Annotated in this window: 25 protein-coding genes and 1 pseudogene; 17 read left to right on the top strand and 9 right to left on the bottom strand. The window is 65.6% G+C overall.

Annotated features, from left to right (window positions below):
* The first annotated feature begins 69 nt into the window (after positions 1–69).
* The 4 genes from HMUK_RS04140 to HMUK_RS04125 all read left to right on the top strand — a co-directional run bounded on the left by HMUK_RS04140 (position 70) and on the right by HMUK_RS04125 (position 3,145).
* Positions 70–954 (top strand): IS1595 family transposase, encoded by an 885-nt coding sequence (locus tag HMUK_RS04140; RefSeq protein ID WP_012807489.1) that lies wholly within the window; start codon positions 70–72, stop codon positions 952–954.
* A 31-nt stretch (positions 955–985) separates the two neighbouring features.
* Positions 986–1,291 (top strand): hypothetical protein, encoded by a 306-nt coding sequence (locus tag HMUK_RS04135; RefSeq protein WP_015761848.1) that lies wholly within the window; start codon positions 986–988, stop codon positions 1,289–1,291.
* A 19-nt stretch (positions 1,292–1,310) separates the two neighbouring features.
* A complete protein-coding gene (locus tag HMUK_RS04130) occupies positions 1,311–2,093 on the top strand; it encodes an ABC transporter permease (protein WP_015761847.1) in 783 nt (260 codons plus the stop codon).
* A gap of 203 nt (positions 2,094–2,296) precedes the next feature.
* A complete protein-coding gene (locus HMUK_RS04125; RefSeq protein ID WP_015761846.1) occupies positions 2,297–3,145 on the top strand; it encodes an SDR family NAD(P)-dependent oxidoreductase in 849 nt (282 codons plus the stop codon).
* Between the two features lie 101 nt (positions 3,146–3,246).
* On the opposite strand, the gene HMUK_RS04120 is transcribed toward HMUK_RS04125, so the two are convergent.
* From HMUK_RS04120 to hisB, 5 genes and pseudogenes are all read right to left on the bottom strand, one after another.
* Complete coding sequence (locus HMUK_RS04120; protein WP_126967158.1) at positions 3,247–3,696, bottom strand: hypothetical protein; 450 nt, start codon at positions 3,694–3,696, stop codon at positions 3,247–3,249.
* Between the two features lie 580 nt (positions 3,697–4,276).
* Positions 4,277–4,468: pseudogene (locus HMUK_RS04115) on the bottom strand (dihydrolipoyl dehydrogenase); the annotation flags it as partial.
* 31 nt (positions 4,469–4,499) lie between these two features.
* Complete coding sequence (locus HMUK_RS04110; protein ID WP_015761844.1) at positions 4,500–5,528, bottom strand: YihY/virulence factor BrkB family protein; 1,029 nt, start codon at positions 5,526–5,528, stop codon at positions 4,500–4,502.
* Positions 5,529–5,583: 55 nt separating this feature from the next.
* On the bottom strand, positions 5,584–6,111 hold the full coding sequence (locus HMUK_RS04105; protein ID WP_015761843.1) for an amino acid-binding protein: 528 nt from the start codon (positions 6,109–6,111) through the stop codon (positions 5,584–5,586).
* Positions 6,108–6,695, bottom strand: a complete 588-nt coding sequence (gene hisB / locus HMUK_RS04100; RefSeq protein ID WP_015761842.1) for an imidazoleglycerol-phosphate dehydratase HisB — start codon at positions 6,693–6,695, stop codon at positions 6,108–6,110. Before hisB ends, HMUK_RS04105 begins: the two co-directional genes overlap by 4 nt.
* 418 nt (positions 6,696–7,113) lie before the next feature.
* On the opposite strand from hisB, the gene HMUK_RS17485 reads away from it, so the two are divergent.
* Positions 7,114–7,290: a hypothetical protein gene (locus tag HMUK_RS17485; protein WP_015761841.1), complete on the top strand. Its 177-nt coding sequence runs from the start codon at positions 7,114–7,116 to the stop codon at positions 7,288–7,290.
* A gap of 120 nt (positions 7,291–7,410) precedes the next feature.
* Here the strand turns inward: HMUK_RS17485 and HMUK_RS04095 are convergent, their stop codons facing one another.
* The gene (locus tag HMUK_RS04095; protein ID WP_126967157.1) at positions 7,411–8,622 is read right to left on the bottom strand and encodes an MFS transporter; all 1,212 of its coding nucleotides are present in this window, start codon (positions 8,620–8,622) and stop codon (positions 7,411–7,413) included.
* A gap of 122 nt (positions 8,623–8,744) precedes the next feature.
* Between HMUK_RS04095 and HMUK_RS04090 the strand changes: the two genes are divergently transcribed.
* The gene (locus tag HMUK_RS04090; RefSeq protein WP_015761839.1) at positions 8,745–9,818 is read left to right on the top strand and encodes a TrmB family transcriptional regulator; all 1,074 of its coding nucleotides are present in this window, start codon (positions 8,745–8,747) and stop codon (positions 9,816–9,818) included.
* Between the two features lie 24 nt (positions 9,819–9,842).
* Here the strand turns inward: HMUK_RS04090 and hisA are convergent, their stop codons facing one another.
* On the bottom strand, positions 9,843–10,565 hold the full coding sequence (gene hisA, locus HMUK_RS04085; protein WP_015761838.1) for a 1-(5-phosphoribosyl)-5-[(5-phosphoribosylamino)methylideneamino]imidazole-4-carboxamide isomerase: 723 nt from the start codon (positions 10,563–10,565) through the stop codon (positions 9,843–9,845).
* Between the two features lie 93 nt (positions 10,566–10,658).
* On the opposite strand from hisA, the gene HMUK_RS04080 reads away from it, so the two are divergent.
* The 6 genes from HMUK_RS04080 to HMUK_RS04055 all read left to right on the top strand — a co-directional run bounded on the left by HMUK_RS04080 (position 10,659) and on the right by HMUK_RS04055 (position 15,766).
* A complete protein-coding gene (locus tag HMUK_RS04080) occupies positions 10,659–11,348 on the top strand; it encodes an alanine-zipper protein (protein ID WP_015761837.1) in 690 nt (229 codons plus the stop codon).
* Positions 11,349–11,426: 78 nt separating this feature from the next.
* Positions 11,427–12,623: an inorganic phosphate transporter gene (locus tag HMUK_RS04075; protein WP_015761836.1), complete on the top strand. Its 1,197-nt coding sequence runs from the start codon at positions 11,427–11,429 to the stop codon at positions 12,621–12,623.
* A gap of 68 nt (positions 12,624–12,691) precedes the next feature.
* Positions 12,692–13,081 (top strand): ferredoxin Fer, encoded by a 390-nt coding sequence (gene fer, locus HMUK_RS04070; RefSeq protein ID WP_015761835.1) that lies wholly within the window; start codon positions 12,692–12,694, stop codon positions 13,079–13,081.
* A 92-nt stretch (positions 13,082–13,173) separates the two neighbouring features.
* The gene (locus HMUK_RS04065) at positions 13,174–14,178 is read left to right on the top strand and encodes a prepilin peptidase (RefSeq protein WP_015761834.1); all 1,005 of its coding nucleotides are present in this window, start codon (positions 13,174–13,176) and stop codon (positions 14,176–14,178) included.
* Between the two features lie 37 nt (positions 14,179–14,215).
* Entirely contained in the window at positions 14,216–14,581 is a 366-nt protein-coding gene (gene hisI / locus HMUK_RS04060; RefSeq protein WP_015761833.1) for a phosphoribosyl-AMP cyclohydrolase, read from the top strand.
* On the top strand, positions 14,582–15,766 hold the full coding sequence (locus tag HMUK_RS04055; protein WP_015761832.1) for a DUF7118 family protein: 1,185 nt from the start codon (positions 14,582–14,584) through the stop codon (positions 15,764–15,766). It abuts the gene before it with no gap.
* 4 nt (positions 15,767–15,770) lie between these two features.
* On the opposite strand, the gene glmM is transcribed toward HMUK_RS04055, so the two are convergent.
* Positions 15,771–17,135, bottom strand: a complete 1,365-nt coding sequence (glmM, locus tag HMUK_RS04050; protein ID WP_015761831.1) for a phosphoglucosamine mutase — start codon at positions 17,133–17,135, stop codon at positions 15,771–15,773.
* A 123-nt stretch (positions 17,136–17,258) separates the two neighbouring features.
* Here glmM and HMUK_RS04045 point away from each other — a divergent pair, with 123 nt between their 5' ends.
* From HMUK_RS04045 to HMUK_RS04025, 5 genes are all read left to right on the top strand, one after another.
* On the top strand, positions 17,259–18,668 hold the full coding sequence (locus tag HMUK_RS04045; protein WP_015761830.1) for a PAS domain S-box protein: 1,410 nt from the start codon (positions 17,259–17,261) through the stop codon (positions 18,666–18,668).
* A 65-nt stretch (positions 18,669–18,733) separates the two neighbouring features.
* A complete protein-coding gene (locus tag HMUK_RS04040; protein WP_015761829.1) occupies positions 18,734–19,426 on the top strand; it encodes a phosphoribosyltransferase in 693 nt (230 codons plus the stop codon).
* A gap of 166 nt (positions 19,427–19,592) precedes the next feature.
* On the top strand, positions 19,593–20,153 hold the full coding sequence (gene pyrE / locus HMUK_RS04035) for an orotate phosphoribosyltransferase (RefSeq protein ID WP_015761828.1): 561 nt from the start codon (positions 19,593–19,595) through the stop codon (positions 20,151–20,153).
* A gap of 78 nt (positions 20,154–20,231) precedes the next feature.
* The gene (locus HMUK_RS04030) at positions 20,232–21,632 is read left to right on the top strand and encodes an NCS2 family permease (protein WP_015761827.1); all 1,401 of its coding nucleotides are present in this window, start codon (positions 20,232–20,234) and stop codon (positions 21,630–21,632) included.
* Between the two features lie 75 nt (positions 21,633–21,707).
* On the top strand, positions 21,708–21,962 hold the full coding sequence (locus HMUK_RS04025; RefSeq protein WP_015761826.1) for a glutathione S-transferase N-terminal domain-containing protein: 255 nt from the start codon (positions 21,708–21,710) through the stop codon (positions 21,960–21,962).
* 967 nt (positions 21,963–22,929) lie between these two features.
* Here HMUK_RS04025 and HMUK_RS04020 read toward each other — a convergent pair.
* Complete coding sequence (locus HMUK_RS04020; protein WP_015761825.1) at positions 22,930–23,898, bottom strand: transcriptional regulator; 969 nt, start codon at positions 23,896–23,898, stop codon at positions 22,930–22,932.
* Positions 23,899–24,002 lie beyond the last annotated feature (104 nt).

Below are 24,002 nucleotides of genomic sequence, written 5' to 3'. Positions count from 1 at the left end.
GATTGTTGATAGCGATGGCTGGAGCTGAAAGTCGAAGAGGGCAAGGGCACCGCGCTAGCGGTGCCCGATATGTTCCCAATAAGCCGGTTCGTGTCGGAATCGGCTGCAGCGGACCTGCTGGAACAGGTTCGCTGGCGTGATGGCGTCGAGTGCCCCCGCTGCCGTTCTGACCTGACGGTCAGAAACGGCAGCTACCGGGTGTATCAACGGTATCTGTGTAAGAATTGCGGTCGCACGTTCAACGACAAGACCGACACGATCTTCGCTCACTCGAAGCTGAAGCTCAAAGAATGGTACTTCACGATCTACGTGTTCTTACGGTTCAACACGAGTATTCGGCAAATCGAGGCAGAGCTTGATTGTTCCTACCGGACGGTGAGACGGCACGTCGAGCAGTTCGCCAGAACTCTCGACGCGCCTTCGATTACGCTGTCTGGACCGGTCGAAATCGACGAAGTGTACGTCTCTGCTGGTCTCAAAGGCCGCGAGCGTGACCAGGAGTCGCGCTCGCGTGGCCTGTCCACGCGTGGACGGGGATCGTACGACGGCGACAAACCGCCGGTGTTCACGCTCGTCGATCGTGGTTCGGACGAGCGGTACGTCGTGCCAGCGAAATCCGCTGACGAATCGACCGTTCGACTCCTGCTTGCTGACCACGAAGAGGAGTCACTGACCGTCTATACGGACGGATTTCGGGCCTACGACCCACTAGAAGACGACGACTCATTCACCCGCAAATACGTCGTCCACAGCGACGGTGAATACGCTGATGGCGAAGTACACGTCAACGGCTGCGAGAGCCACGCGTCGCTGACGCGACGGTGGCTCTCGCCCCATCGAGGCGTCTCGAAAGACAAGCTAACGCCGTATCTCAGAGCCTTCGAACTCCGCCGTGAACTCTACAGAAAACCAGGTGACGAAGCACTCAAACATGCTCTCAACGCCGCACTCTGAAAATCAACAACGTGCTTCACAAGAGCGTATCATGCAAGACGGGCGAATCGTCGCCGACGACACCGTTTCATCGCTCCTCGATATGTTCGGTACGAAAGAATACCGGATCGACCTCAGGAACTGCCCGACTTCCGTCCGGACTGCGATCAACGAGCGGTTCCCTCAGGCGACGATAGACGCCCGAGACGAACGCACGATCGTGCGACTCGCTGTCGACAGCGACGGACTGTACCACCTCATGAACCGATTTCAGGATGCAGGCGCACGGATCGTCGACATCGCGACCGACACCCCTGATATGAAAGAGGCCTTCGTTGAAGTGACGGGGGGTGAGTGACGTGGGGGCCCGATCCGCTGTGGGCGGCTGGGCGTCGTACGCCAACCTGATCCGCGTTGTTGCAAAGCGGGAACTTCTCGTCTATCTCAGATATCCGGTCGATACGGGCGGATTGTTACTCGCCTATGCCCTCATTTTCGGGGTGATCTTCCTCGGTGGCCGTGCCCTCGTCGGAGATGGGTTCGACAAGTCGCTTGACAGTATCGTTGTCGGATTTTTCCTCTGGACGCTTTCGACGATCGCGTTCATCGACGTGGGGAAAGCGATCTGGAAGGAATCCGAGTGGGGGACGATGGAGCGACACTTCCTCACGCCGCTGGGATTCAACGTCGTACTCCTGACGAAGGCACTCGCTACGCTCGTCTTCGCCGGGCTCGTTTCGACGTTGATGCTCCTGGGGATGCTCGTGATCACGGGCCAACAGCTCCAGGTGGATCTCCTCACGATCGTGCCGATCGTGCTACTGTCTGTCAGTTCGGTGTTCGGTATCGGCTTCGCGGTCGGTGGCATATCGGTCCTCTACAAGAAAGTCGACAGTTGGCTCGCCCTCTGTAATTTCGCGTTGGCTGGCCTCGTCGCTGTGCCCACGACTGGCGTCGACCTACTCCGACTGCTTCCGCTGGCTCAGGGCAGCGCCATGCTGCAAGCGGCTATGACCGATGGCTATCGCCTCTGGGACTTCGATCCCGTCTCGCTGCTGCTCTTGCTGGGGACCGGGCTGTTCTACCTTGTTGCGGGCTATGCCGTGTTCGTCTGGTGTCAGCGCCGGGCACGACGGCTCGCCGTCCTTGGCGACTACTGAGCGGTTCACTGCGACTGTCGATCGTACTCGCTACGCATGCTTCGATCCGAATACGGATTCACTGTTGAAACCGACGTATCGTGCCGTCGCCGACGAGAGCGACGAGACGACCGCCGACACCGATATTTCGGACCGCGGTCGACTCCCACTGCCTCGGTGCGAGCTGTCGGGATCGAACCGCGTTGCTGGACAGGGGGCAATCGATGACATCGACGATCGTCCTCACTGGTGGCACCAGCGGTATCGGCCGGGAGGCTGCGATCCGGTTAGCCGAGGGTGGCGCAGAGGTAGCCGTAGTGGGCCGTGATGCGGACCGCGGTCGCGAACTCGCCGACACCGAGTCTGCGGGCGAGATACGATTCTACGAGGCTGATCTCGGCACGCAGGCAGCTGTTCGTTCCTTAGCAGCTGCGTTGCGCAGTCAGTACGACAGTATCGATGTGCTCGCGCACAACGCCGGGACCTGTTCACCGACCCGCACTGAGACTGCTGACGGCGTCGAGTTGACGCTGGCTGTCAACCACGCCGCCCCGTATCTGCTAACCCACGAGTTGATCGGTCGACTCAGAGCGAACACTTCGAGCCGCATCGTCTTGACGATGTCTCATCTCCATCGCCTCGGCGAACTGGCGTTCGACGACCTACAGATGCGGTCTGCATACGACTGGGTCGACGCCTACGCTCGCGCCGAACTGGCGAACGTGGTCTTCATCGCGGAACTGGCCGAGCGACTCGACCCCAGCGACGTCACAGCGAACTGTTTTCATCCCGGCTTCGTCCCCGGGACCAACATCGTCCGGAACGTACCGTGGTGGCGGAAAGTGCTCGCTCGCGTCGCGGATATCCTACCCTTCTGGGGGGTCGACGTGGGAACCGCCGCGAACCGACTTGTCTCGCTGGCCACCGATCCGAGCTTCGAGACTCGGTCTGGCCGTTATTACCGAGATGACGCCCCAGCCGAGCTCCCGCCGGAGGCGCAGGATCCGGCTGTCCGCCAGCGGGTCTGGGAGACGACCGCATCGGTAGTCGGTGTCGATGCGGAGTGGCCATGAGTGCCTCGACGAGTGGCTGGCCGCGCTGCTCCGGCCCGATCGTGACGGTGATTTGGGTCGGCAACCGCTCCGTCCGGCGGGTCCTCACGTAGTCACTTCTGTCAGTGGACCTGCTCGGCAGGTCCATTACTCGTCAAACCACGAACGAGCACGTCGACGAGAGCGTCGAGAACCGCTTCGAAATATGCTCGATCCGATGTCTGTACGTCACTGTGGAGGCTCCGAAGCGGTCGGAGAAAGCCGAAGACGATGGCCGGATCCATCTCTGCTATCGGGCCGTCGCTGTGCTGTTGGACCTGTTCGATGAGTGGAAGTTGTTGTTCGAGTAGCGTCCGTTCGAACGCTCTGGCCCGCTCGGGAGTTTCGAGGGCGAGCCCGAAGGCGTCGTCGATCGACCGTGCGGCGTCCATGTACGGGTTCTCGGCGAAGAATGCGAGGTATCGTTCGAAGAACAATCGGATCGCCTCGCTGTCGTCGCCGATCTCACTCAGTTCTGCGCGAAGCTGCTCGGTAAACGATTCGACTTCCCGAGAGTATATCTCTAGTAGCAACTCGCCAGTGCTATCGAAGCACCGGTAAAAGCGGTCTTCGTCGACGCCGAGCTCAGCTGCGACATCGGCACCGTCGATGGCTTCTGGATCGCTGTCCAACACGAGGGAGCGACCTGCCTCGACGAAACCTTCTCGAAGCGTTGCATCGGTCGGTCTTTTCTTCCCAGACATAGTTTCGGGTATTAAATGTGAATAGATATATTATATTAGATAACTGTGAAATCAGTAACGTAAATTTAACCATCAATTATCGTCTTGTCGTCCTCTGAAAAATCGAGGGTCACCCGAAGGCACAGTGACCTCTCCGTCACGTCGATCGAGTTCGTCCGCTGTTCTCTGCCAGTGGACTCCAAATTATAGGGAATTGGTCATATTCTCGTGGGGTGCCGTTCTCGGTATCACGCTTTCTCACCCCACACCGGCAGTGGGTCGCGCAACGGTGCGCCTCCGTCCTGGGTTTGTATACTACCCACCGACAGGGCCGGGGCCTCTCCCAGACTCCGTGGTGTCCGAGGCTCTCGGCGGCACTCGAACAGTGTCCGGCGCTGGACTGATCGCCTCGCGGGCGTGGTCCGACGACTCAACGGGTGTGGATCGCCTCCGAGAGGGTCGGGTGGGTGTGGATCGTCGACCTCAGATCCTCGAGGGTCGCGCCCATCTCGATGGCCAGGCCGACCTCGGCGATCAGCTCCGAGGCTTCCGGCCCGACGATCTGGGCCCCCAGAACGAAGCCGGTCTCGACGGTGATGGTCGCCGTCGTCATCCCTCGTCCTCCCGGCGGCACACAGTTCGCTCCCAGCGAGTCACCGCTCGCCTTCCCAGCGCAGAACGAGCCGGCCCCGTGCCTCGTCGCCGCCCAGCAGGTCCGGGCGGTCGATCTGTTCGACGCTGCAGTCGCGCTCGTCCGCCGGCGGGAGGGTCACGCTGGTCTCGCCGGTCTGGACGGTCACCGGCTCCCCGGCGTCCAAGGCCCCACAGATCTCTTCGAGGGGCTCGGCAAATTCGACAGTCTCGACCAGTTCTTCCTCGCCCCAGCCGATGGCGGCCACGTCCTCGGAACGGCCGGCCAGGACCGCGTTCGTCGCCGCCGCGACCAGCAGGACGAGGCCGTTGAAGTAGAGCCACGTGACGATCAGGAGGATCGTCCCGACGACGCCGAAGGTCTCGGAGGTGCCGGTGAAGGCGACGTAGTAGCGAAACAGCGATTCGAGGGCGGTCCAGCCCCCGGCGGCGACGACGGTGCCGGGGACGACCTCGCGAACGGTCACGTCGGTGTCGGGAAAGACGTAGAACACGGGAAGAAATACCAGTGTCAGCGCCGCGACGGCGACGACTTTCGACAGCAGGGTCCCGACCGGGCCGTCGCCGAACGAGAGTTGCGTACTCGCCAGTCCGACGATCAGCAGGCCGACCACGAGCGCCACAAGGACCACGATCGCGTCGGCGAAGGTGTCCCCCAGCGTGTTCTCGTCGCCGGTCTCGTAGATGTCCGAGAACGCGGTGTCGAGACTGCGGAAGATCTTGAGCGCGCCCCAGAGTAGCGTCAGCACGCCGAGGATCGACAGGCTGGTCTCGCTGCGCGCCCCTTCGACGACGTTGGTCAGGAGCCCGCTCTCGTTCGGTGAGAAGTACGTCCCGATGGCCGCGACCAGTCGGCTCGCGGTCTCTGGATCGCCGAACTCCGTGACGAGCAGTAACAGGACGAGCAAGAACGGCAGCAGCGAGATGAACGCGTGGTAGGCGATACTCCCGGCCATGAACGTGATCCGTTCGGCGCGGACTTCCGTGTAGACCGCACGCAGGAACCGCCCCACGTTGCGATAGCGACTCATTGCCTGTCGTTGGGCGACCAGCGGGAAAAAGCTACAGCGCCGCCGCGCCGAAACGCTACTGCAACTCGATCCGGTGGACGAACGGCAGCGCCTTGATGTCGGTGATCAACTCGCCGGGGAAGGCCTCGTCGGTGATGACATAGAGGCGCGGGTCGTCGGTGAACTCCGGATCTTCGGAGATCACCTGCCGGATCGTGATGTCGTGGTCCGCGATGGCGTCGGTGACGGCCGCGACGATGCCGCTCTCCTCGGCGTTGCTGACGGCGACGGTCAGCACGGTCAGATCCAGCACCGGAGCCAGGTCCATCAGGCTCGGGATCGCCGAGATGTTCTGGAAGATGCGCGTGAGCTGTTCGTCTTCGAGGATCGCGCTCGTCGTGGCGTTGACGACACGGCGGTCCACGTCGACCTCGCGGGCGACCTCCGTGTTCGGAATCTCGATGCCGCCGGAGACGACTCGACCGTCGTCGTTGACGGAGAAGCCCCGTTCGAGCAGCAGGCGGATCACCTGCTGTTGGCCGGGCGAGTCGGAGAACTTCTCCATGATCGTGTCGAACGTCGCTCCACCGGTGTCGCTGCTCATAGCTCGCCTTTCGTGCTCGCCACGTCCGACCGGCGCTCGTCGATCCGGGTGGCGTCGTCCAGCGCCCGCGCCAGTCCCTTGAACAGCGCCTCGATCTCGTGGTGGGCGTTCTCGCCGTCGACCTCGACGTGCAGCGTCAGCCCGGCGTTGGTCGCGAGCGACCGACAGAAGTGCTTGGCCATGTGGCTGGTCAGCCCGCCGACCCGTCCCTGCGAGAACTCGCCGTCGAACGCGAAGTAGGGCCGACCGGACACGTCGACGACGACCCCGGCGACGGCCTCGTCCAGCGGGACCCGGCGGTCGGCGAAGCGCCGGATGCCGCGTTTCTCGCCCAGCGCTTCCGCGAGGGCCTCGCCCAGCGTGATCGCCACGTCCTCGACGGTGTGGTGGTCGTCGATCTCTAAGTCGCCGTCACAGTGGACGGTCAGGTCGAACAGGCCGTGGGTCGCAAACGAGTCCAGCATGTGATCGAAGAAGCCGACGCCGGTGTCGACCGTCGACTCGCCGTCGCCGTCGACGTCCAGCGTCACCTCGATGTCGGTCTCTGCCGTCTCGCGGGTGACGGCCGCGGTGCGGTCGGTCATACGCCAGTAGTGTCGGGCCGGCTATTTGGCGGTTGCGCCCCGCGATGGGTCGTGCTCAGAGAAGCCGCTGCATTTTCTGCGTTGCAGACACCGAAAGCCCTCGCCACGCTAGACGGATCTGTGCCGGATATTCTCCCGTCGGTCGAATAGTGCCGGCGCAGATCCGTCTACCGCGCCTCGCCCTTTCATCCACCAGGCACGTAGACGGCCCAAGTGGCCGACTTCTGGCGGATGAAAGAGCGAGTACAGCGTGGCGGCGTCGCCGCCACGTGATAGCCGGCCAGAGGGCTTTCTGTGTATCCGCTCTAGCAGTCCCTGCCTATCTGAACACCGCCCGTCGATGACTGACCACACCCACGGAACGGCGTCAGACGGCTGTCTGCCGGGTGCTTATGGGGATCTTCGACGAGTGTGACGTATGGACGACGCGAAAGTACAGGCTGGCGCGTCGGCGGTCATGCTGGCGGGCGCGCTCCTCTTTCACACGATGGCGACGGACATCGTCGGCGCGCTGCTGGTCGCAGGCGGGGCCTACGCGCTGATCCTCCCGAAGTTCGTCCAGTCCGAGGGGCCGGCGGCGCGGTCCTCGCGGTAGGACGGCGTCGTCCGCGCCCGGCAGCCCCAGCGGCAACGTTCATACTGCCGGCTGGAACTCCGTACGGCATGTCGCGACACCGTGGTCACGGAGGTCTTGCAACGGTGACAGCCGACGGTATCAGTCGGCCACGGAGAGGCCCGCCCGTTCGCGCCGTTGCTCGGCCACTCGCGCGAGGAGTACCACGGCGAGGGCGGCCACGAGGGGCACGAGCAGGAGTCGCATTGCCGCGCCGGGGTCCGAGCCGCTGATGACCCACCCCATCACGGCGGGCGCGATGCCGACGCCCAGCGACGAGGAGATGGCGGCGACGGCGGTCACGGGGCCGCTGTGGCGGGGGACGGCGTCGGTGGCGTAGGAGACGAGCATCGGGAAGATGCCGGAGATGAGCGCGCCGATGACGACGACGCCGGGGAGGAGCCACAGTCCCGTCGCGAGGACGAACGTCGCGTAGAACGTCGGGACCAGGAGCGCGAGGATCCCGATGAGGATCTTGAGGTAGCCCACTCGCTCCGAGAGGCGGCCATAGAGGAGGCGACCGGGGACGTAGCCGGCGATCATCACCGACAGCGACAGCGACGACAGCGCCGCCGCCGAGAGGCCGAGGCCGGCGACGCCGGTCGGCACGACGCTGTCCACGTAGGTCGGCAACCAGAGGAAGAGTCCGCCCTCGACGCCGGTCCCCAGAAACATCACCACGATCATCGCGGCGATCTCGGGCCTGCGAAGCAGCGCCAGCAGTTCCCGACGGTCGAACGGCTCCTCGGTTCCCGTCACCGCGGGAGCGTCGAGCCGCCAGACGACGACGGCGAGCAGTGCCATCCCGACGGCCAGCCCGTAGTAGGCCAGCCGCCAGTCGGCCACTGCGAGGACGGCGACGACGCCGATCGGTCCGACCATCGCACCGGCGGCCCAGGTCATGTCGTAGTAGCTGTACATCCGGCCGCGGCTCTCCGGGTAGAAGTGGCTGAGTATCGGCCGATTCAGTCCTCTGAGCACACCGTTCATCGTTCCGCGCACGAGCGTGCCGACGAGAAACACCGCCAGCAGCGGGGCCGCACCCATCGCCAGTAGCGAGAGCGCGCTGCCCAGCAGCCCGCCCACGATCAACCGGTGGGGCTTCAGGTGGCCGGCCCCGAAGCCGACGATCGAGACGACGACCAGGTAGCCGGCGGTGCCGGCGGTACTGATCAGACCGACCTGCCACGCGGGCGCGTCGAAGGCGGTTCGCAACTCCGGGATCACCGGCCCACGGATCATCAAGATCGCGCCGGTCAGCGCCATCGTCGCGAACAGGGCCGCCGTCCAGAGCCGGCGGTTCGACCCGGTCACGCTTCACCTGCCGTCCGGTGGTCCGGGGCCAGAGCGCCAGTGCGTGCGACACCTGCGGTCATAGCCGAAGCGTGGTGATCCGACGAGAAAAGTTTTTCTAATAGTATAAGAAAAGTCCTCGCATGGGTGAAAGCCAGATCAGGGAGACGCTGTCGGCCTTCGGACTCTCGACGAAGGAGGTCGACGCCTACCTGGTAATTCTACAGCGGGGGGAAGCGACGACCCGGGCCGTCTCGGAGGCCGCGGGCGTCTCACAGAGTTACGTCTACGAGATCGCGACCGCACTGGCCGAACGCGGACTGGTCATCGTCGACGAGAGCGCGACGCCGACGAAGCTCCGCGCCCGACCACCCCAGGAGGCCGTCGACGCGCTGACGATGCACCTCTCGGAGTTCGAGACCGCCGTCGAGAGCGTGTACGATCAGCCGGCCGAGACGGCCGCGGGGTTCGAGGTCGTCCACGCCAGCCAGACCGTCGAGCGCCGCCTCGAACGCCAACTGGCGCGTGCGGAGCGAGAGGTCTTCGCGATCGTCCCGTCGAACGCCTTTCCCACCGTCGCCGACGCGCTCGCCGACGCCCGGGAGCGGGGACTGACCGTCTACTGTCTGCTGGCCGGCGAGTCCGCGGAGTCGCACGTCGCCGAGATGGACGACCCCGGTCGGTACGCACACGTCGTCCGGAGCTGGGACGGCCGCCCGCCGCTGTTCGTCGTTCGGGACGCGCTGGGGGGCGTGCTGGCTTCGCACGGGATGCTCACCAGTCGCCACGGCCGGGGCTACGCGCTCGCGTTCAACCAGAACGAGGTCGCCTCTGGCTTTTTCGGCAACTACGTCAGCAACGTCTGGCCCATGGGCGAACAGCGCTTCGTCGCCGAACCACCGACGCTGCCGGCGACCTTCGAGCTGTTTCGCTCGGGCGTGACGACCGCGGCCCTCCACACGACGGCGGGCCACGACGTCGTCGCCGACCTCGACGTGGTCGCCACCACCGACGAGACGGCCCGCCAGTTCGAGGGCGTCCCGATCCGCGAGGTGCGCCAGAACCTCGTCGAACCGGTGAACAACGCCTTCCCCATCGAGAACTCGCTGGTCGTCGAGACCGACGACGGACTGGTCAGCGTCGGCGGCCAGGCCTGCGGTCTGGGACCGTACTACGAGGAGTACGCCGCCCGCGAAGTGACGATCAGGGACGCCTGACACTGCCGGCGGTACGGGCGATCGTCACTCGACCGCCGCCATCGCTTCTTCGAGCGTGAACGCGCCCTCGTAGAGCGCGCTGCCGACGACGACGGCGGCCGCACCCGCGTCCCGGAGCGCTCGCACGTCCTCGACGGTCGCGACGCCGCCGCTGGCGATCACGGGGATCTCGACGGCGTCGACGACGCGCCGGACCGGCTCCGTGCGGACCCCCTCCAGTTGCCCCTCGACGTCCACGTCGGTGAAGAGAATCCCGCCGGCACCGAGCTCCGCGTAGCGGCTCGCGGCCTCGGCCGGGTCCAGCCCGGTCCCCTCGGTCCACCCCGAGACGACCACTTCGCCGTCCTTGGCGTCGAGGCTCACGAGGACGCTCTCGGGATGTTCCTCGCTGATCTCGGCGACGATGTCGGGGTTCTCGACGGCCGCGGTGCCGAGAATGACCCGGTCGACGCCCCGGTCGAGCAGGTCGATCGCGTCCTCGGCCGTCCGAATGCCCCCGCCCAACTGCACGTCCGCGTCGACGGCGTCGAGGACGGCGTCGATCGCGTCGGCGTTCGCTCGCTCACCCTCGAAGGCACCGTCGAGGTCGACCAGGTGCAGCGTCGTCGCACCGGCCTCTATCCACCGTCGGGCGGCCGCGACAGGCTCGCCGTAGCGCTTGCCGGTCCCGCGTTCCCCACCGACCAGCTGGACCACCTGCCCGTCCTGCATGTCCACCGCCGGGATCACCGCAAACTCCGGAAACATACCCGTCAGTGTGCCGGCGATCCGTGAAAGGGTATCGGTGTCCCGGCCGTCGCGTTCCGAACCCTTATGCGCACGTCCACTCGATAGGGAGGCATGTCACGATCTTCCGGTCCCGGGCTGCTCGCTCGGTTTCAGGCAGCCGTCCTCGACGAGTCGTCGGCGTACCGACAGTTTGCCCGTGCGACCGGCGTCGCGACCGCCGGACTGGCCGGGGCCTATGCCCTGCTCGTCTTCGGGGTCGTCGACCTCGGTGCCGCCGTCGTCTCGACGTTCGAGATCGCCGTCGGGATCGCGGTCACGCTGTTCGTCCTGATGGGTATCGTCCAGTTCGTCGTCATCGCGCGGGCCTACGAGTACGGCACCGAGACGGTCGCCGAGACCGCAGAGCAACTCGAACAGGCCGCCGAGGAAGTCGAGACCGTCGCCGACGAACTCGACGAGACGGCCGCCACCGTCGAGGACGCCGCCACCGACGTCGAGACCGCGGCCAAGGAGGTCGACGAGGCCACGGAACAGGTCGACGAGGTCACCGACAAGGTCGCCGACGCGGACCCGGACACCGCCGACGACGCCGCCGAGCGGGTCGGTGAAGCGACCGAACGCGTCGACGAGGCCACGGCGAAAGCCGACGAAGCCACCGAGAAGGCCGACGAGGCCCGCGAGAAGACCGGGACGGCAAAGGAGGTCGCAGACGATGTCAAAGAGACCGTCGAGCGCGAACGCGAGGTCCTGCCGGAAAAAGAGCGGACGGAGGGCGACGACGGGGACGACAGCGATATGTGAGCGTGTGACACGTGAGTGCTGAACACCCGCAAAAGCGGGTGTCGGTACCCTTTAACGGCTCTGGGACGTGCCACGGATATGGTCGAAGTACTGTTTCTGGTCGGTATTCTCGTTGCGATCTTCGTCGGGTTCAACATCGGAGGGTCCTCGACGGGCGTCGCCTTCGGCCCAGCGGTCGGTGCTGGGACGCTCTCGAAGTTCGGGGCCGCCGCTCTGATGACGATTTTCGCCCTCGCAGGCGGCCACTTCGTCGGCCGGGAGGTCGTCAAGACGCTGGGCAGCGGGATCGTCTCCTCGGAGTTCACGATGCTCGTCAGCATCGTCGTGCTCTTTTTCATCGGGTTCGCGCTCTTCCTCTCGAACGTCGTCGGCGTCCCCGCCTCCACGTCGATGACGGCCGTCGGCGCGATGGCGGGGCTGGGGATCGCCCAGGGGACGCTCAACTGGGAGGCGATGGGAGAGATCGTCTCCTGGTGGCTGGTCTCGCCGGTGATCGCGTTCTGGGTCAGCGGCGTCATCGGCCGGTATTTCTACCCGGCGCTGGTCGAGCGCTTCGCGATCCCACAGACCGACGGCTCGCTGCTCGCCCTCGATCGGTCGGGGTCGGTCCCGCGGCCGGTGCTGGGCGAGAACACCACGCGCCGGGAACTGATCGGGACGCTCCTGGTCGTCGGGATCGGCTGTTACATGGCCTTCGCCGCGGGTGCCTCGAACATCGCCAACGCGGTCGCACCGCTGGTCGGAAACAACTCCCTGGAGATGACGCCGGCCATCCTGCTGGGCGGCGGCGCGATCGGTCTTGGCGCGTTCACGATCGCCCGGCGGACGATGGACACCGTCGGGAACGATCTCACCGATCTCCCGCTGCTGGCGGCGCTGCTGGTCGCGGCCGTCAGCTCCACCATCGTCACCTTCCTCTCGGCGCTGGGGGTGCCGGCGAGTTTCGTCATCATCGCCACGATGAGCATCGTCGGGCTCGGCTGGGGCCGCGCCACCCGGACGACGACGATCTCGGACACGGTCAAAGGCGAGACTCCGGAGGTGTCGGTCGGCGCACTCACCGCCGACGCGCCCGACGCGCCGACCGTCGGCGGTCAGGCCGGCACGCCGAGCGAAAAGCACAAACAGCCGATCGGCGAGCCCGAGGACATTCCGAAGGCGGCCGACCTGTTCGAGCCGGAGACGACCGCGAGAGTGATCCTCACACAAAACTTCGTTCCCGCGGTCGCGACGCTCGCCGCCTATCTGGTGTTCAAGTTCGTCCCGATTTTTTGACCGAATTCCGGCGGCCGCTCGGGCGGAACAGCAAAGTCTAACAGTGCGGGGGGCCAACCGAACAGGTGATGCCCACAGTTGAGTACCTCAACTACGAAGTAGTGGACGACAAAGGCTGGGACATGTACGACGACGGCGTCTTCGAAGACGCCGCCGACGCCGACCTCTCGGACGAGGACTACGGCACGCTCGAAGTCAACGAGGGCGAGTACATCCTCGAAGCCGCCGAAGCCCAGGGCTACGACTGGCCCTTCTCGTGTCGCGCCGGTGCCTGTGCCAACTGCGCAGCTATCGTCGTCGAAGGCGAGATCGACATGGACATGCAGCAGATCCTCTCCGACGAGGAAGTCGAAGAGAAGAACGTCCGTCTGACCTGCATCGGCAGCCCCGACGCCGACGAGGTCAAGATCGTGTACAACGCGAAGCACCTCGACTACCTGCAGAACCGCGTCATCTGAGGACCTGCTGTTCTCGGCCACGGATGGCCTGGGGGTAACGGCCCCGCTTTCTCCCCGCAAGTGATATCTTCGTGGGCCGATATCCACCGCTCGTGTTATCCTCGACGTTCGACAGTCTCGTTACCGTCCCCGGAATCGGGGTGGCGGCACCGGCCTCGGATCTCCTCCGACTCGTCGCGATCCCCGTCTTCGGGTGGGCGGCCTATCGCGACGTCAAGACCCGGCGGGTCCCGACCAGAGCCTGGCTCCCGCTGGCGGCGCTGGCGATCGCGTTGCTCGCCTGGGACGGGTACGGTGCCTACGTCGGCGGCGACCGACTGTTCTTCGTCCAGGCGGCGATCAGCCTCGGGTTCATCGTCCCGCTGGTGACGGCGTTCTGGTACATGGGTAGCTTCGGCGGAGCCGACACGAAGGCGTTCTACGTGCTGGCGCTGCTCTTTCCCGCGTACCCGATCTACTACCTGCCGACGACGACGGTTCCGACCTTCCAGCCCGCGATCGGCGTGTTCTCGCTGACGATCCTCTCGAACACGGTCGTCGCGGGGGCGCTGTATCCGGTCGGCGTCGCCGCCTCGAACCTCGCTCGCGGTCGCGTCGGGCTCCCGATGGTGATCGGCAAGCCCGTCGCGACGCCGGAGCTGACCGAGGAGTACGGGCTCTTGCTGGAGACGCCCGACGGGTTCACTCGCCGCGGGCTCGACCTCGACGCCCTCCGGATGTACCTGCGCTGGCGGGACTGTACGCTGGCCGAGCTGCGCGCCGATCCGGCGGCCCACCGGGACCCCGACAGCCTGCCGGCGGTCCCCGGCGAGGTCGGAGACGGGAACATTCGGACCGACGGCGGCACGACACCCGCGCCATCGCCCGCCGACTACGACGACCCCTGGGGGGCGGAGGCGTTCCTCGACGACATCGACGGAGCGTACGGCACCACGCCCGAGGGGCTGTGCGACGGTCTCGACGTGATCGCCGCCGAGGACGAGGTGTGGATCTCGCCGGGAATCCCGTTCCTCGTGCCGACGTTCGCCGGACTCGTCCTCTCGATTACCTACGGCGACGTGCTGGTGTCGCTGCTCAGGACGCTGGGGCTCGGCTAGCAGAAGACCTATGCGGCGGACACGCCTTCGCCCGCTCATGAGCGACGGCGAACTCGCCTTCGACGAACAGGACCTCCTGCCGGCGGTCGCACAGGACGCCGACACCGGCGAGGTCGTGATGCTCGCGTACGTCTCCGAGGCGGCTCTGGAACGCTCTCGCGAGACGGGCTACGCCCACTACTACTCGCGCAGCCGCGACGAGCTCTGGAAGAAAGGCGGGACCAGCGGCCACACGCAGGAAATCGAGGAGATCCGGATGGACTGTGACGGGGACGCGATCCTCTATCTGATCGACCAGGAGGGCGGTGCCTGTCACACCGGCTACCGCTCCTGTTTCCACCGCACGGTCGACGGCGAGGTCGTCGGCGAGCAGGTGTTCGATCCCGACGACGTCTACGAGTAGATGGCCGACGCTGACGCGGTCACGCGACTCCGGCAAGCCGACGCCGACCGGCGGGCGGCCCGCGAGCGCGTCGAGAGCGTCGGCGCCGAACGAAGTGAGGGGGCGACGGAAGAGCGCGCGGTGAACGAAGAGAGCCGCGCGCCGGCCGGCGAGGATTCGTTGCGGGCCCTCCGGACGGCCTGCGAGGAGCTTCGCGCGCTGCTGACGGAGTACGAGGGCCGGGCGACCGGCGACGGCGACTTCGCGGCCTTCATCGAGTTCCAGGACCGAATCGCCCACTTCACGAACGACCTCGACGAGGAACTGCCCGAGCGGACCGTCTTCGAGGAGATCGACGAGCGCCTCCAGCAGCGCCGGCTCACCGAGGACGACTTCGCGGCCGTCCGCGAGCGCATCGACGCCGCCGAGGAGACGGCCGACCCCCTCGTCGAGTGGGAGGACGCCCGCGAGCGCTACGGGGAGGCCAGACGCGCCGCACGGCGTCGCCTCGACACCGTCGCGGACCGGATCGACGACCGCGAGCGCCTGCTCGAACTGGGCGAGGCCGACCTCGACGCGCCGACGGAGCGGCTCCGCGACCCCATCGAGCGCTACGACGATGCCGTCGCCGACGCGTTCGACGCCTTCCGATCGAACGCGTCGGCCCGCGAGGTACTCGACTTCGTCGAGACGACGGCGCTGTACCCGCTGGTCCCGTTTCGCGAACCGCCCGAGGACCTGCTGGCGTACGTCCGGGGCCACGAGGCGGGCACCGAGCCGATCCCGCAGCTGCTCGCGTACGCGGAGTACTCGCGGTCGAAGCTGGACCACTACGTCGAGGACGCCGACGCCCTCAAGCGATCCGTCGCGACCAGCCAGACCTACCTCGAACGGCTCGACGCAGATCCCCTGACCGTCGGCTGGCCCCCGCCTGCGGCGGACACGCTGCGCTGGCAGTGCAACGAACGGATCTCGGTCGTCGCCCGGTTCGCCCCGGACGTGGTGAACGACTTGCGGGCCGTCCGGGCGCTCACTCGCCGGTCGGAGTACGATCGGCTGCGAGACAGCGCGGTCGCCCGCGAGCGTCTGACTGACGCGGAGCGAGAACGGCTCTGGACGGGCGCGGTCGCGGACGAACTCGCCGACCTGCGGGCCGAACGCGACGCGCTCCGTGACGCGCTCGACGAGCTGTCGGGGCTGGCGTGATCGCTCACCCGTCTTCGCGGACTCGATCGATCGGGTCCGCGAAGGTCGATAGCAGCTCGTCTGCCCGCTGCTGGGTGTGGGCCTCGGCGTAGATCCGGACGACGGGCTCGGTCCCCGACGGACGGGCCAGGACCCACCCGTCGCCGTAGTTCAGCCGGTAGCCATCGGTCGTATCGAGGTCCGCGACGGCCTCGGTGGCGGCCGCTTCGACGGCGTCGAGCATCGCCGCGCGCTCTGTCTCGTCTTCGTACTCGACGGCCGCGCGGACGTTGACGTAGTCGTCGAAGCGGGCGGCGATCTCGCTTGCGGGTTCCTCGGCGACGAGTTCGAGGAACTTCCCGGCGGTGTAGGCCCCGTCTCGGGCGATCCGGTAGCCCGGGAAGATGATGCCGCCGTTGCCCTCACCTGCGACGCTGACGGTCTCGCCGGCCGCCCGGAGCTGCTGGATCCGCGTGATGAGGTACGTCGAGCCGATCCGGGTCAGCGTCAGCTCGGCGTCGGCGGCCTCGACGACGTCGACGAGGCGCTGTGAGGCGTTGACCGCCGAGACGACGGTGTCGCCGGGTTCGACGGTCGCCTCGACGAGCGCCGCGAGTGCGGCGTCGCCGTTGATCGTCGTCCCGGTCTCGTCGACGAACACCGCACGGTCGGCGTCGCCGTCGTGTGCGATGCCGAGGTCGGCGTCGGTCGTGCGGACGTACTCTCGCAGGTCGGCGAGGTGCGGGTCGATCGGTTCCGGGTCGCGACCGGGGAAGTGGCCGTCGGGCTGGGCATTGACGGTGCGGACGGTACAGCCGAGCTCTCGCAGGAACGTCGGGCTGGTGTGACAGCCGGCTCCGTGGCCCGGGTCCACGACCACAGTCAGATCCGCCGCCGCGATCGCCGTCCGGTCGACGGTGTCGAGGACTTCAGTAATGTAGTCGTCGCCGGCTCCGTCGACCGCCCTCGTCCGGCCCAGCCCGTCCCACCGGACGGTGTCGAACTCCGTGGCTTCGAGGCGATCCTCGATGTCGTCGAGGACGGTCCTGTCGAGTTCGACCCCGTCCGCGCCGATCAGCTTGACGCCGTTGTACGCTGGCGGGTTGTGCGAGGCGGTGATCATCATGCCGGGGACGCCGTGACGGGCACAGTAGGCCTGTAACGTCGGCGTCGGCGCTTCGCCGAGCAAGTCGACGGAGTGGCCGGTGCTGGCCAGCCCGCTGGCCGCGGCGTCCGCGAGCATCTCCCCGCTGGTCCGCGTGTCTCGTGCCAGCGCGATTCGGGCGTCGTCCCACACCGAGCCGGTCGCCTGTGCGATCTGTAGGACGTACGCCGGTGTCACCTCCTCGTTTGCCACACCTCTGACGCCGCTGGACCCGAAGACGTGCATCTCGCTGTGCACTCGTGTGCCGACCGGCTTAGGGCTACCGCCTCCGTCGCTTTCGACACCCGCTGCCCGACACATGTGAACGACCACCATCCTTTTGCCCGCACGCGGTGTATACACGCTGATATGAACCGACCGGTCGATCGCGTGCTCCTCGACTACGCGCAGGACAAGATCGCGGTCGTCGACCGGGACGGGACCTACCAGTACCTCAATCGAGCGGCCAAGACGATCCTCGGGTACGATCCAGACGATCTGATCGGCGAGAACGCCTTCGAGTTCATGCATCCGTCCGATCGGGACTACGTTCGGACCCGCTTCGAGGAGACGATCGCCGTCGACGACGAGTTCCTCGACGTGACCGTCGAGTACCGCCACCGCCAGCGCGAGGGGGGATGGGTGTGGCTGGAGAGTCGGATGTCTAACCTGACGGACTCGGAGCTGGGCGGCTACGTCGTCAGCTCGCGCGATATCTCGGATCGGGTCACTGCCGAACGCGAGCGCGACGAAACCGAGACGCGACTCCGGGAGCTAGCGGCCAACACCGACGACGTGCTCTGGATGTTCAGCGGGGACTGGTCGGAGCTGCTCTTTCTCAACCCCGCCTACGAATCCGTCTACGGCGGCTCGGTCGACGCCATCGAGGCGGATACGGACGCGTTTATGGACTGTGTCTATCCCGACGACGTGCCCGCCGTCGAGCGCTCGATGGCGGCGCTCTCCCGTGGCGAATCGGTCGACATGGAGTACCGGGTCAACCCGGGCGAGAACTACAACCGCTGGGTGTGGGTCCAGGCGGAGCCGATCGTCGAGGACGGGGAAGTCGTTCGCATCGTCGGCTTCACCAGAGACGTGACCGATCGCAACCGCCGGGAGCGCCAGCTCGCAGTCGTCGACAACCTCCTGCGCCACAACATCCGCAACGACATGACGACCATCCTCGGGCAGGCGGAGCTGATCGCCGACGATCCCGAGGTCGACGCCCCGGAGCGGGCCGCAGTCATCCGGCGGGTCGGCGAGGCACTCCTCCAGACGACCGAAAAACAGCGCGAGACGATCCACCTCTTTCGGTCGCCCGCCTGCCCGACGACCGTCGATATGACCGAGGCCGTCGACGCCGCGCTCGCGAGCGTCCGCGTTCGCTACCCGGCAGCCACCGTCGAGACGACACTCTCTCCCGAGCTCGTCGCCAGTGCGCTGGCGGAAGTCGAAGTCGCGCTCTCGGAGCTGATCGAGAACGCCGTCAAACACGCCGAGAGCGACGCTCCGACCGTCCGGATCACCGGCACCGTTCGCGACGACGAGATCGTGATCGTGATCGACGACGACTGCCCGCCCCTGCCGGAGTTCGAGTACCGCGTGCTGACCGGCGACAAACCGATGAGCGACGTGTACCACAGCACCGGGCTGGGACTGTGGCTGGTCTACTGGATCGTCGATCTCTCGGACGGCCGGATCGAGTTTACCACCAACGACGAGACGGGCAACACGATCACCGTCGTCCTGCCGCGTGCGGCCGCTCCAGCGCCGGAGTGACACGTATCGAGCGGAAGCCTACCCGTTGCAATCGGCTTAAGGTCGCCCGCACACGCAGGTCGTGTATGAGCGATCTCCCCGAGGAGTTCTCGTGTACCATCACCAACTGGGAGTACATCTACGACCTGTGTCGCCGCGTCGCCAACGACGTGAAGGCCGCCGACTTCGAGCCCGACGTGGTCGTCGCGCTGGCCCGCGGGGGTTGGTTCGGCGGGCGCTGTCTCTGTGACTTCCTCGGACTGGACGACCTGACGAGTCTGAAGGTCGAACACTACGTCGGCACGGCCCAGTCCGGCCAGGAGGCAAAGATCAAGTACCCGATGCCGGACGACTCCGTCGCCGACAAGGACGTGCTGGTCGTCGACGACATCGCCGACACCGGCAAGTCGATCCAGACCGCCGCCGACTACGTCCGCGAGGCCGGCCCCGCGAGCGTCCGCACGGCCACGCTACAGCTGCTCGACACCAGCGAACACGAACCCGACTTCGTCGGCGAACGCCTCGAAGAGTGGACATGGGTCGTCTACCCCTGGAACTTCGTCGAGGACATGATCGAACTCCTCTCGGGACTGATGGCAAAGAGCGACCAGCGAGTCCACGACGAGGACGACCTCCGGCACCTGTTTCGGGAGTATCACGGCGTCGAACGCATCCAGATGGAGATCGCTCAGCCCGACCGTCTCGACGAGGTGCTCACAGAGATGGAACGACGCGACGTGATCGAGTGGGCCGACGGCGGCTGGCGACTCGTCGACTGATACGGTTTATTGTAGTTGCTTACCGGTGATCGTCGCCACGGAGTAGACGATCACCGGTAAATCGCTACAATAATCCGTATGATACCTCCCGGGTCACTCGCTGGTCCTCCCCCGGACGGTCGCACCGTTTCAACGCCTTTTACCGGCCACACTGCAGACTGCTGGTATGGCCAACGACGCACTCATCACCGCGCTGCGGGACGCTGACGCCGTCAAGTACGGCGAGTTCGAGCTCTCACACGGAGGGACCAGCGACTACTACGTCGACAAGTACGTCTTCGAGACGAACCCGGAGTGTCTGGCACTGATCGGCGAGGCCTTCGCCGAGACGCTCGCCGGGGCCGACTGGTACGCCGAGGGGACCACGCTCGCGGGCGTCGCACTGGGTGCGGTCCCGCTGGTGGCCGTCACAAGCGTCGAGACGGGCACGCCGTACGTCATCGCGCGCAAGCAACAGAAGGAGTACGGCACCGCCAACCTCATCGAGGGCGACCTCGCCGAGGGCGAAGAGGTCGTGATCCTCGAAGACATCGCGACGACCGGCCAGAGCGCCGTCGACGCCGCCGAGGCACTCCGTGAGGCGGGTGCGACGGTCTCGCGAGTGCTCGTCGTCGTCGACCGCGAAGAGGGTGCCCGCGAGAACCTCGCCGAGCACGACCTCGAACTGTCCTCGCTCGTGACGGCGTCGGATCTGCTGGCCGACCGGCCTGACGACGCTGCCGAGTGAGCGTCTAATTATCAAAACGCTAACCTGCCGCCGCCGTTCTCGTCACGTTTAACAGCGACAAGACTGAGTGACAGGTAGATGGGCGTATTCGAACGATTCTTCGGACTTGACGAACACGACACCGACGTTCGGACGGAGGTACTGGCCGGGATCACGACGTTCCTGACGATGAGTTACATCGTCGTCGTCAACCCCGCGATCCTCACGGCGTTCCCGGACGACGGTGTCCCGGGCGGGATCGCTATCGACGGGTTCACGCCGGGCGAAGTGTTCCAGATGCTCGCGGTCGTGACGATCGTCACCTCCGCGATCGCGATGTTCGTGATGGCGTTCTACGCGAACAGGCCCTTCGGCCTCGCGCCGGGACTCGGACTCAACGCCTTCTTCGCGATCACCGTCATCGGCGTTCTGGGCGTTCCCTGGGAGACTGCACTCGCCGCGATCGTCGTCGAGGGGGTCGTCTTCATCGTCCTCACGGCTATCGGCGCACGGGAGTACGTGATCAAACTGTTTCCCGAACCAGTCAAGTTCGCGGTCGGGACTGGTCTCGGACTCTTCCTCGCGATCATCGGCCTCCAGGCGATGGGGATCGTCGTCGACGACCCGGCGACGCTGGTAGCACTCGGCAGCATCGCCAGTAATCCCGTCGCGATCCTCTCGGTCGCCGGTCTGTTCCTGACGTTCGTCCTCTACGCGGCGCGGATCCGCGGTGCGATCGTCCTCGGGATCCTCACGACGACGCTCGTCGGCTGGGGACTGACCGCCGCCGGCGTCTTCTCCCGGGGCGTGCTCACACCCGAGTCGATCCCCCAGGCACAGTACAACATCGCGCCGCTGGCGGGGGCGTTCGTCGGCGGCTTCGGCGACGTAGAGGCCTTTTCCTTCGCGTTGATCGTGTTCACGTTCTTCTTCGTGGACTTCTTCGACACGGCCGGGACGCTCGTCGGCGTGGGCCAGGCCGGTGGCTTCCTCGACGAGAACGGTGACTTCCCCGACATCGACAAACCGCTGATGGCCGACGCCGTCGGGACGACGATCGGCGGGATGCTCGGCACCTCGACGGTGACGACGTACATCGAGTCCGCGACCGGTGTCGAGGAGGGCGGTCGGACCGGCCTGACGGCGCTCGTCATCGCCGTCCTCTTCCTCGCCTCGCTCGTCGTCGTGCCGCTGGCGGCGGCGATCCCGCAGTACGCCTCCCACATCGCCCTGGTCGTCGTCGCCGTGTTGCTGATGCGCAACGTCGTCGACATCCAGTGGGACGACTTCGCACACTCGGTGCCGGCCGCGCTCACCATCATCGTCATGCCCTTCACCTACTCGATCGCCTACGGGATCGCCGCCGGGATCGTCTCCTACCCGATCGTCAAGACCGGACAGGGAGAGTTTGACGACGTGCTGGTCGGTCAGTGGCTCCTCGCCGCCGCCTTCATCGTCTACTTCGTCGTCCGAACCAGCGGGATCCTCACGAGTCTCTGAGGTCGATCTGCTGGTGTGTCCGGACGCCACACACCACCGTGGTGCTGATATACCGCGAGCGTCTACTATCTCTCGATGACGAACCTCGAACTGTACGAGCTGGAAGGCTGCCCGTACTGCGCGAAAGTGATCGACAAGCTCGACGAACTCGATCTCGACTACCAGTCCCACATGGTCCCGCGCTCCCACGACGAGCGCACCGAAGTCGAGGAGGTCTCGGGCCAGACCGGCGTCCCGGTCCTCGTCGACCCCGACAACGGCGTCGAAGGAATGGCCGAGTCCGACGACATCGTCGAGTACCTCGACGAGACGTACGGAACCGTAGCGTAAGGGTTCTCTTCGTCCACGAGCGAAGCGAGTGGGCGGTCTTTTCGCCCACGTTTTGCGACGAGTGGTTCGGGAACGGAGTGACCGAACCCGAGGAGGAAAAGGTGGGTCTGACATCGTCGAGTACCTCGACGAGACGTACGGAACCGTAGCGTAAGGGTTCTCTTCGTCCACGAGCGAAGCGAGTGGGCGGTCTTTTCGCCCACGTTTTGCGACGAGTGGTTCGGGAACGGAGTGACCGAACCCGAGGAGGAAAAGGTGGGTCTGACATCGTCGAGTACCTCGACGAGACGTACGGAACCGTAGCGTAAGGGTTCTCTTCGTCCACGAGCGAAGCGAGTGGGCGGTCTTTTCGCCCACGTTTTGCGACGAGTGGTTCGGGAACGGAGTGACCGAACCCGAGGAGGAAAAGGTGGGTCTGACATCGTCGAGTACCTCGACGAGACGTACGGAACCGTAGCGTAAGGGTTCTCTTCGTCCACGAGCGAAGCGAGTGGGCGGTCTTTTCGCCCACGTTTTGCGACGAGTGGTTCGGGAACGGAGTGACCGAACCCGAGGAGGAAAAGGTGGGTCTGACATCGTCGAGTACCTCGACGAGACGTACGGAACCGTAGCGTAAGGGTTCTCTTCGTCCACGAGCGAAGCGAGTGGACGGTCTTTTCGCCCACGTTTTGCGACGAGTGGTTCGGGAACGGAGAGACCGAACCCGAGGAGGAAAAGGTGGGTCTGACATCGTCGAGTACCTCGACGAGACGTACGGGAGCGGCGCAGCGTAAGGATTCTCTTCGTCCACGAGCGAAGCGAGTGGACGGTCTTTTCGCCCACGTTTTGCGACGAGTGGTTCGGGAACGGAGAGACCGAACCCGAGGAGGAAACGGTGGGTCTGACATCGTCGAGTACCTCGACGAGACGTACGGCAGCGGCGCGCCCTAACTTCCGTCCTGCTCGGAGCAGTGACGAGCGGCCTTTGTCACGCAACTTCTTCGGGATCCTCGCCCCGTTCCATGATCAGGTCTCGCAGGTCGTCGGCGTCGTCGATGGCCTCCATCTCGCTTTGCTCGATGATGGCGGTGCCGTCGACGGACTCCCGTTTGAGTTCGTCGACCACGTAGATCGAGCGGGTCCGGGTGACCTCCCCGACCGAGGACATGATCCGGGCACGCTTCTCGGCGGTCTTGGTGAACTCCGAGCGGCCGGTCAGGACCTGTTGGCGCTCGTGCTCGTTCTCGGAGACGGTCTTGAACGGCGCTCGGTCCGTCGGGTGGACCTCGAAGCCGATCCGGGTAAAGACCGTCACGAGCGACTCGTCTTCGGGAGCCACCTCCGGATCTTCCGGCGTCTCCTCTTCGTCGCGAACTTCCTCGGCCCCGTCGAGGACGCTGACCGGCGACGTGAGCGGCGCGTCGAACAGTTCTTCGAGTTCTGCGGCCACGTCGACGGAGGCGTCCATCCCGTCCTCGTACTTCGAGACGGTCCGACGGGAGACGCCCAGTTCCTTTGCGAGTCGCCCCAGCGACCAGTCCCGATCCTCGCGAGCGTCCGCGAGGACCTCGCTGTCGATGTTGACGTACAGCCCGCCCGGCGCGGCGTAGATCAGCGGCGGGACCTCCTCGACGAACAGGTCCATCGCCGTGTCCGGCGACAGCACCGGGACGCCGTGTCTGAAGTAGACGACGCCGGGTTTGAGCTCTTCGTCGCGGGTCCGGAGCCCGACGACCATCGGCGTCGCGTTCAGGTAGGTGCCCAGGCGTCGCATCTCCGCGCCGGTCATGGCGTCGAACGCGTCGATGTTGCCCAGGATCTTCACCAGCAACACGTCCTCACCGCGCCGCGCCGCAACGTCGAAGCTCTTCGGCCGAATCGCACACCGGTCGCTGACGAGGAAGCCAGCGTCTCCCAGCATCGCCGTGACGTTCTCGACCAGTGCCGACCGTGACATAGTACTTCGTCCCTCTCTATAACACAAGATATTCGCTGCATATATGCGTTGCGCCGGGATAGGACGGCTGTATCTCCAATTCTCGTCTATTCGACGACAGGTAC

This window comes from Halomicrobium mukohataei DSM 12286 (assembly GCF_000023965.1).
Lineage (GTDB): Archaea > Halobacteriota > Halobacteria > Halobacteriales > Haloarculaceae > Halomicrobium > Halomicrobium mukohataei.
The sequence above is the reverse complement of the archived record's forward strand: the minus strand, read 5'-3'. Positions and strand labels throughout refer to the sequence as shown.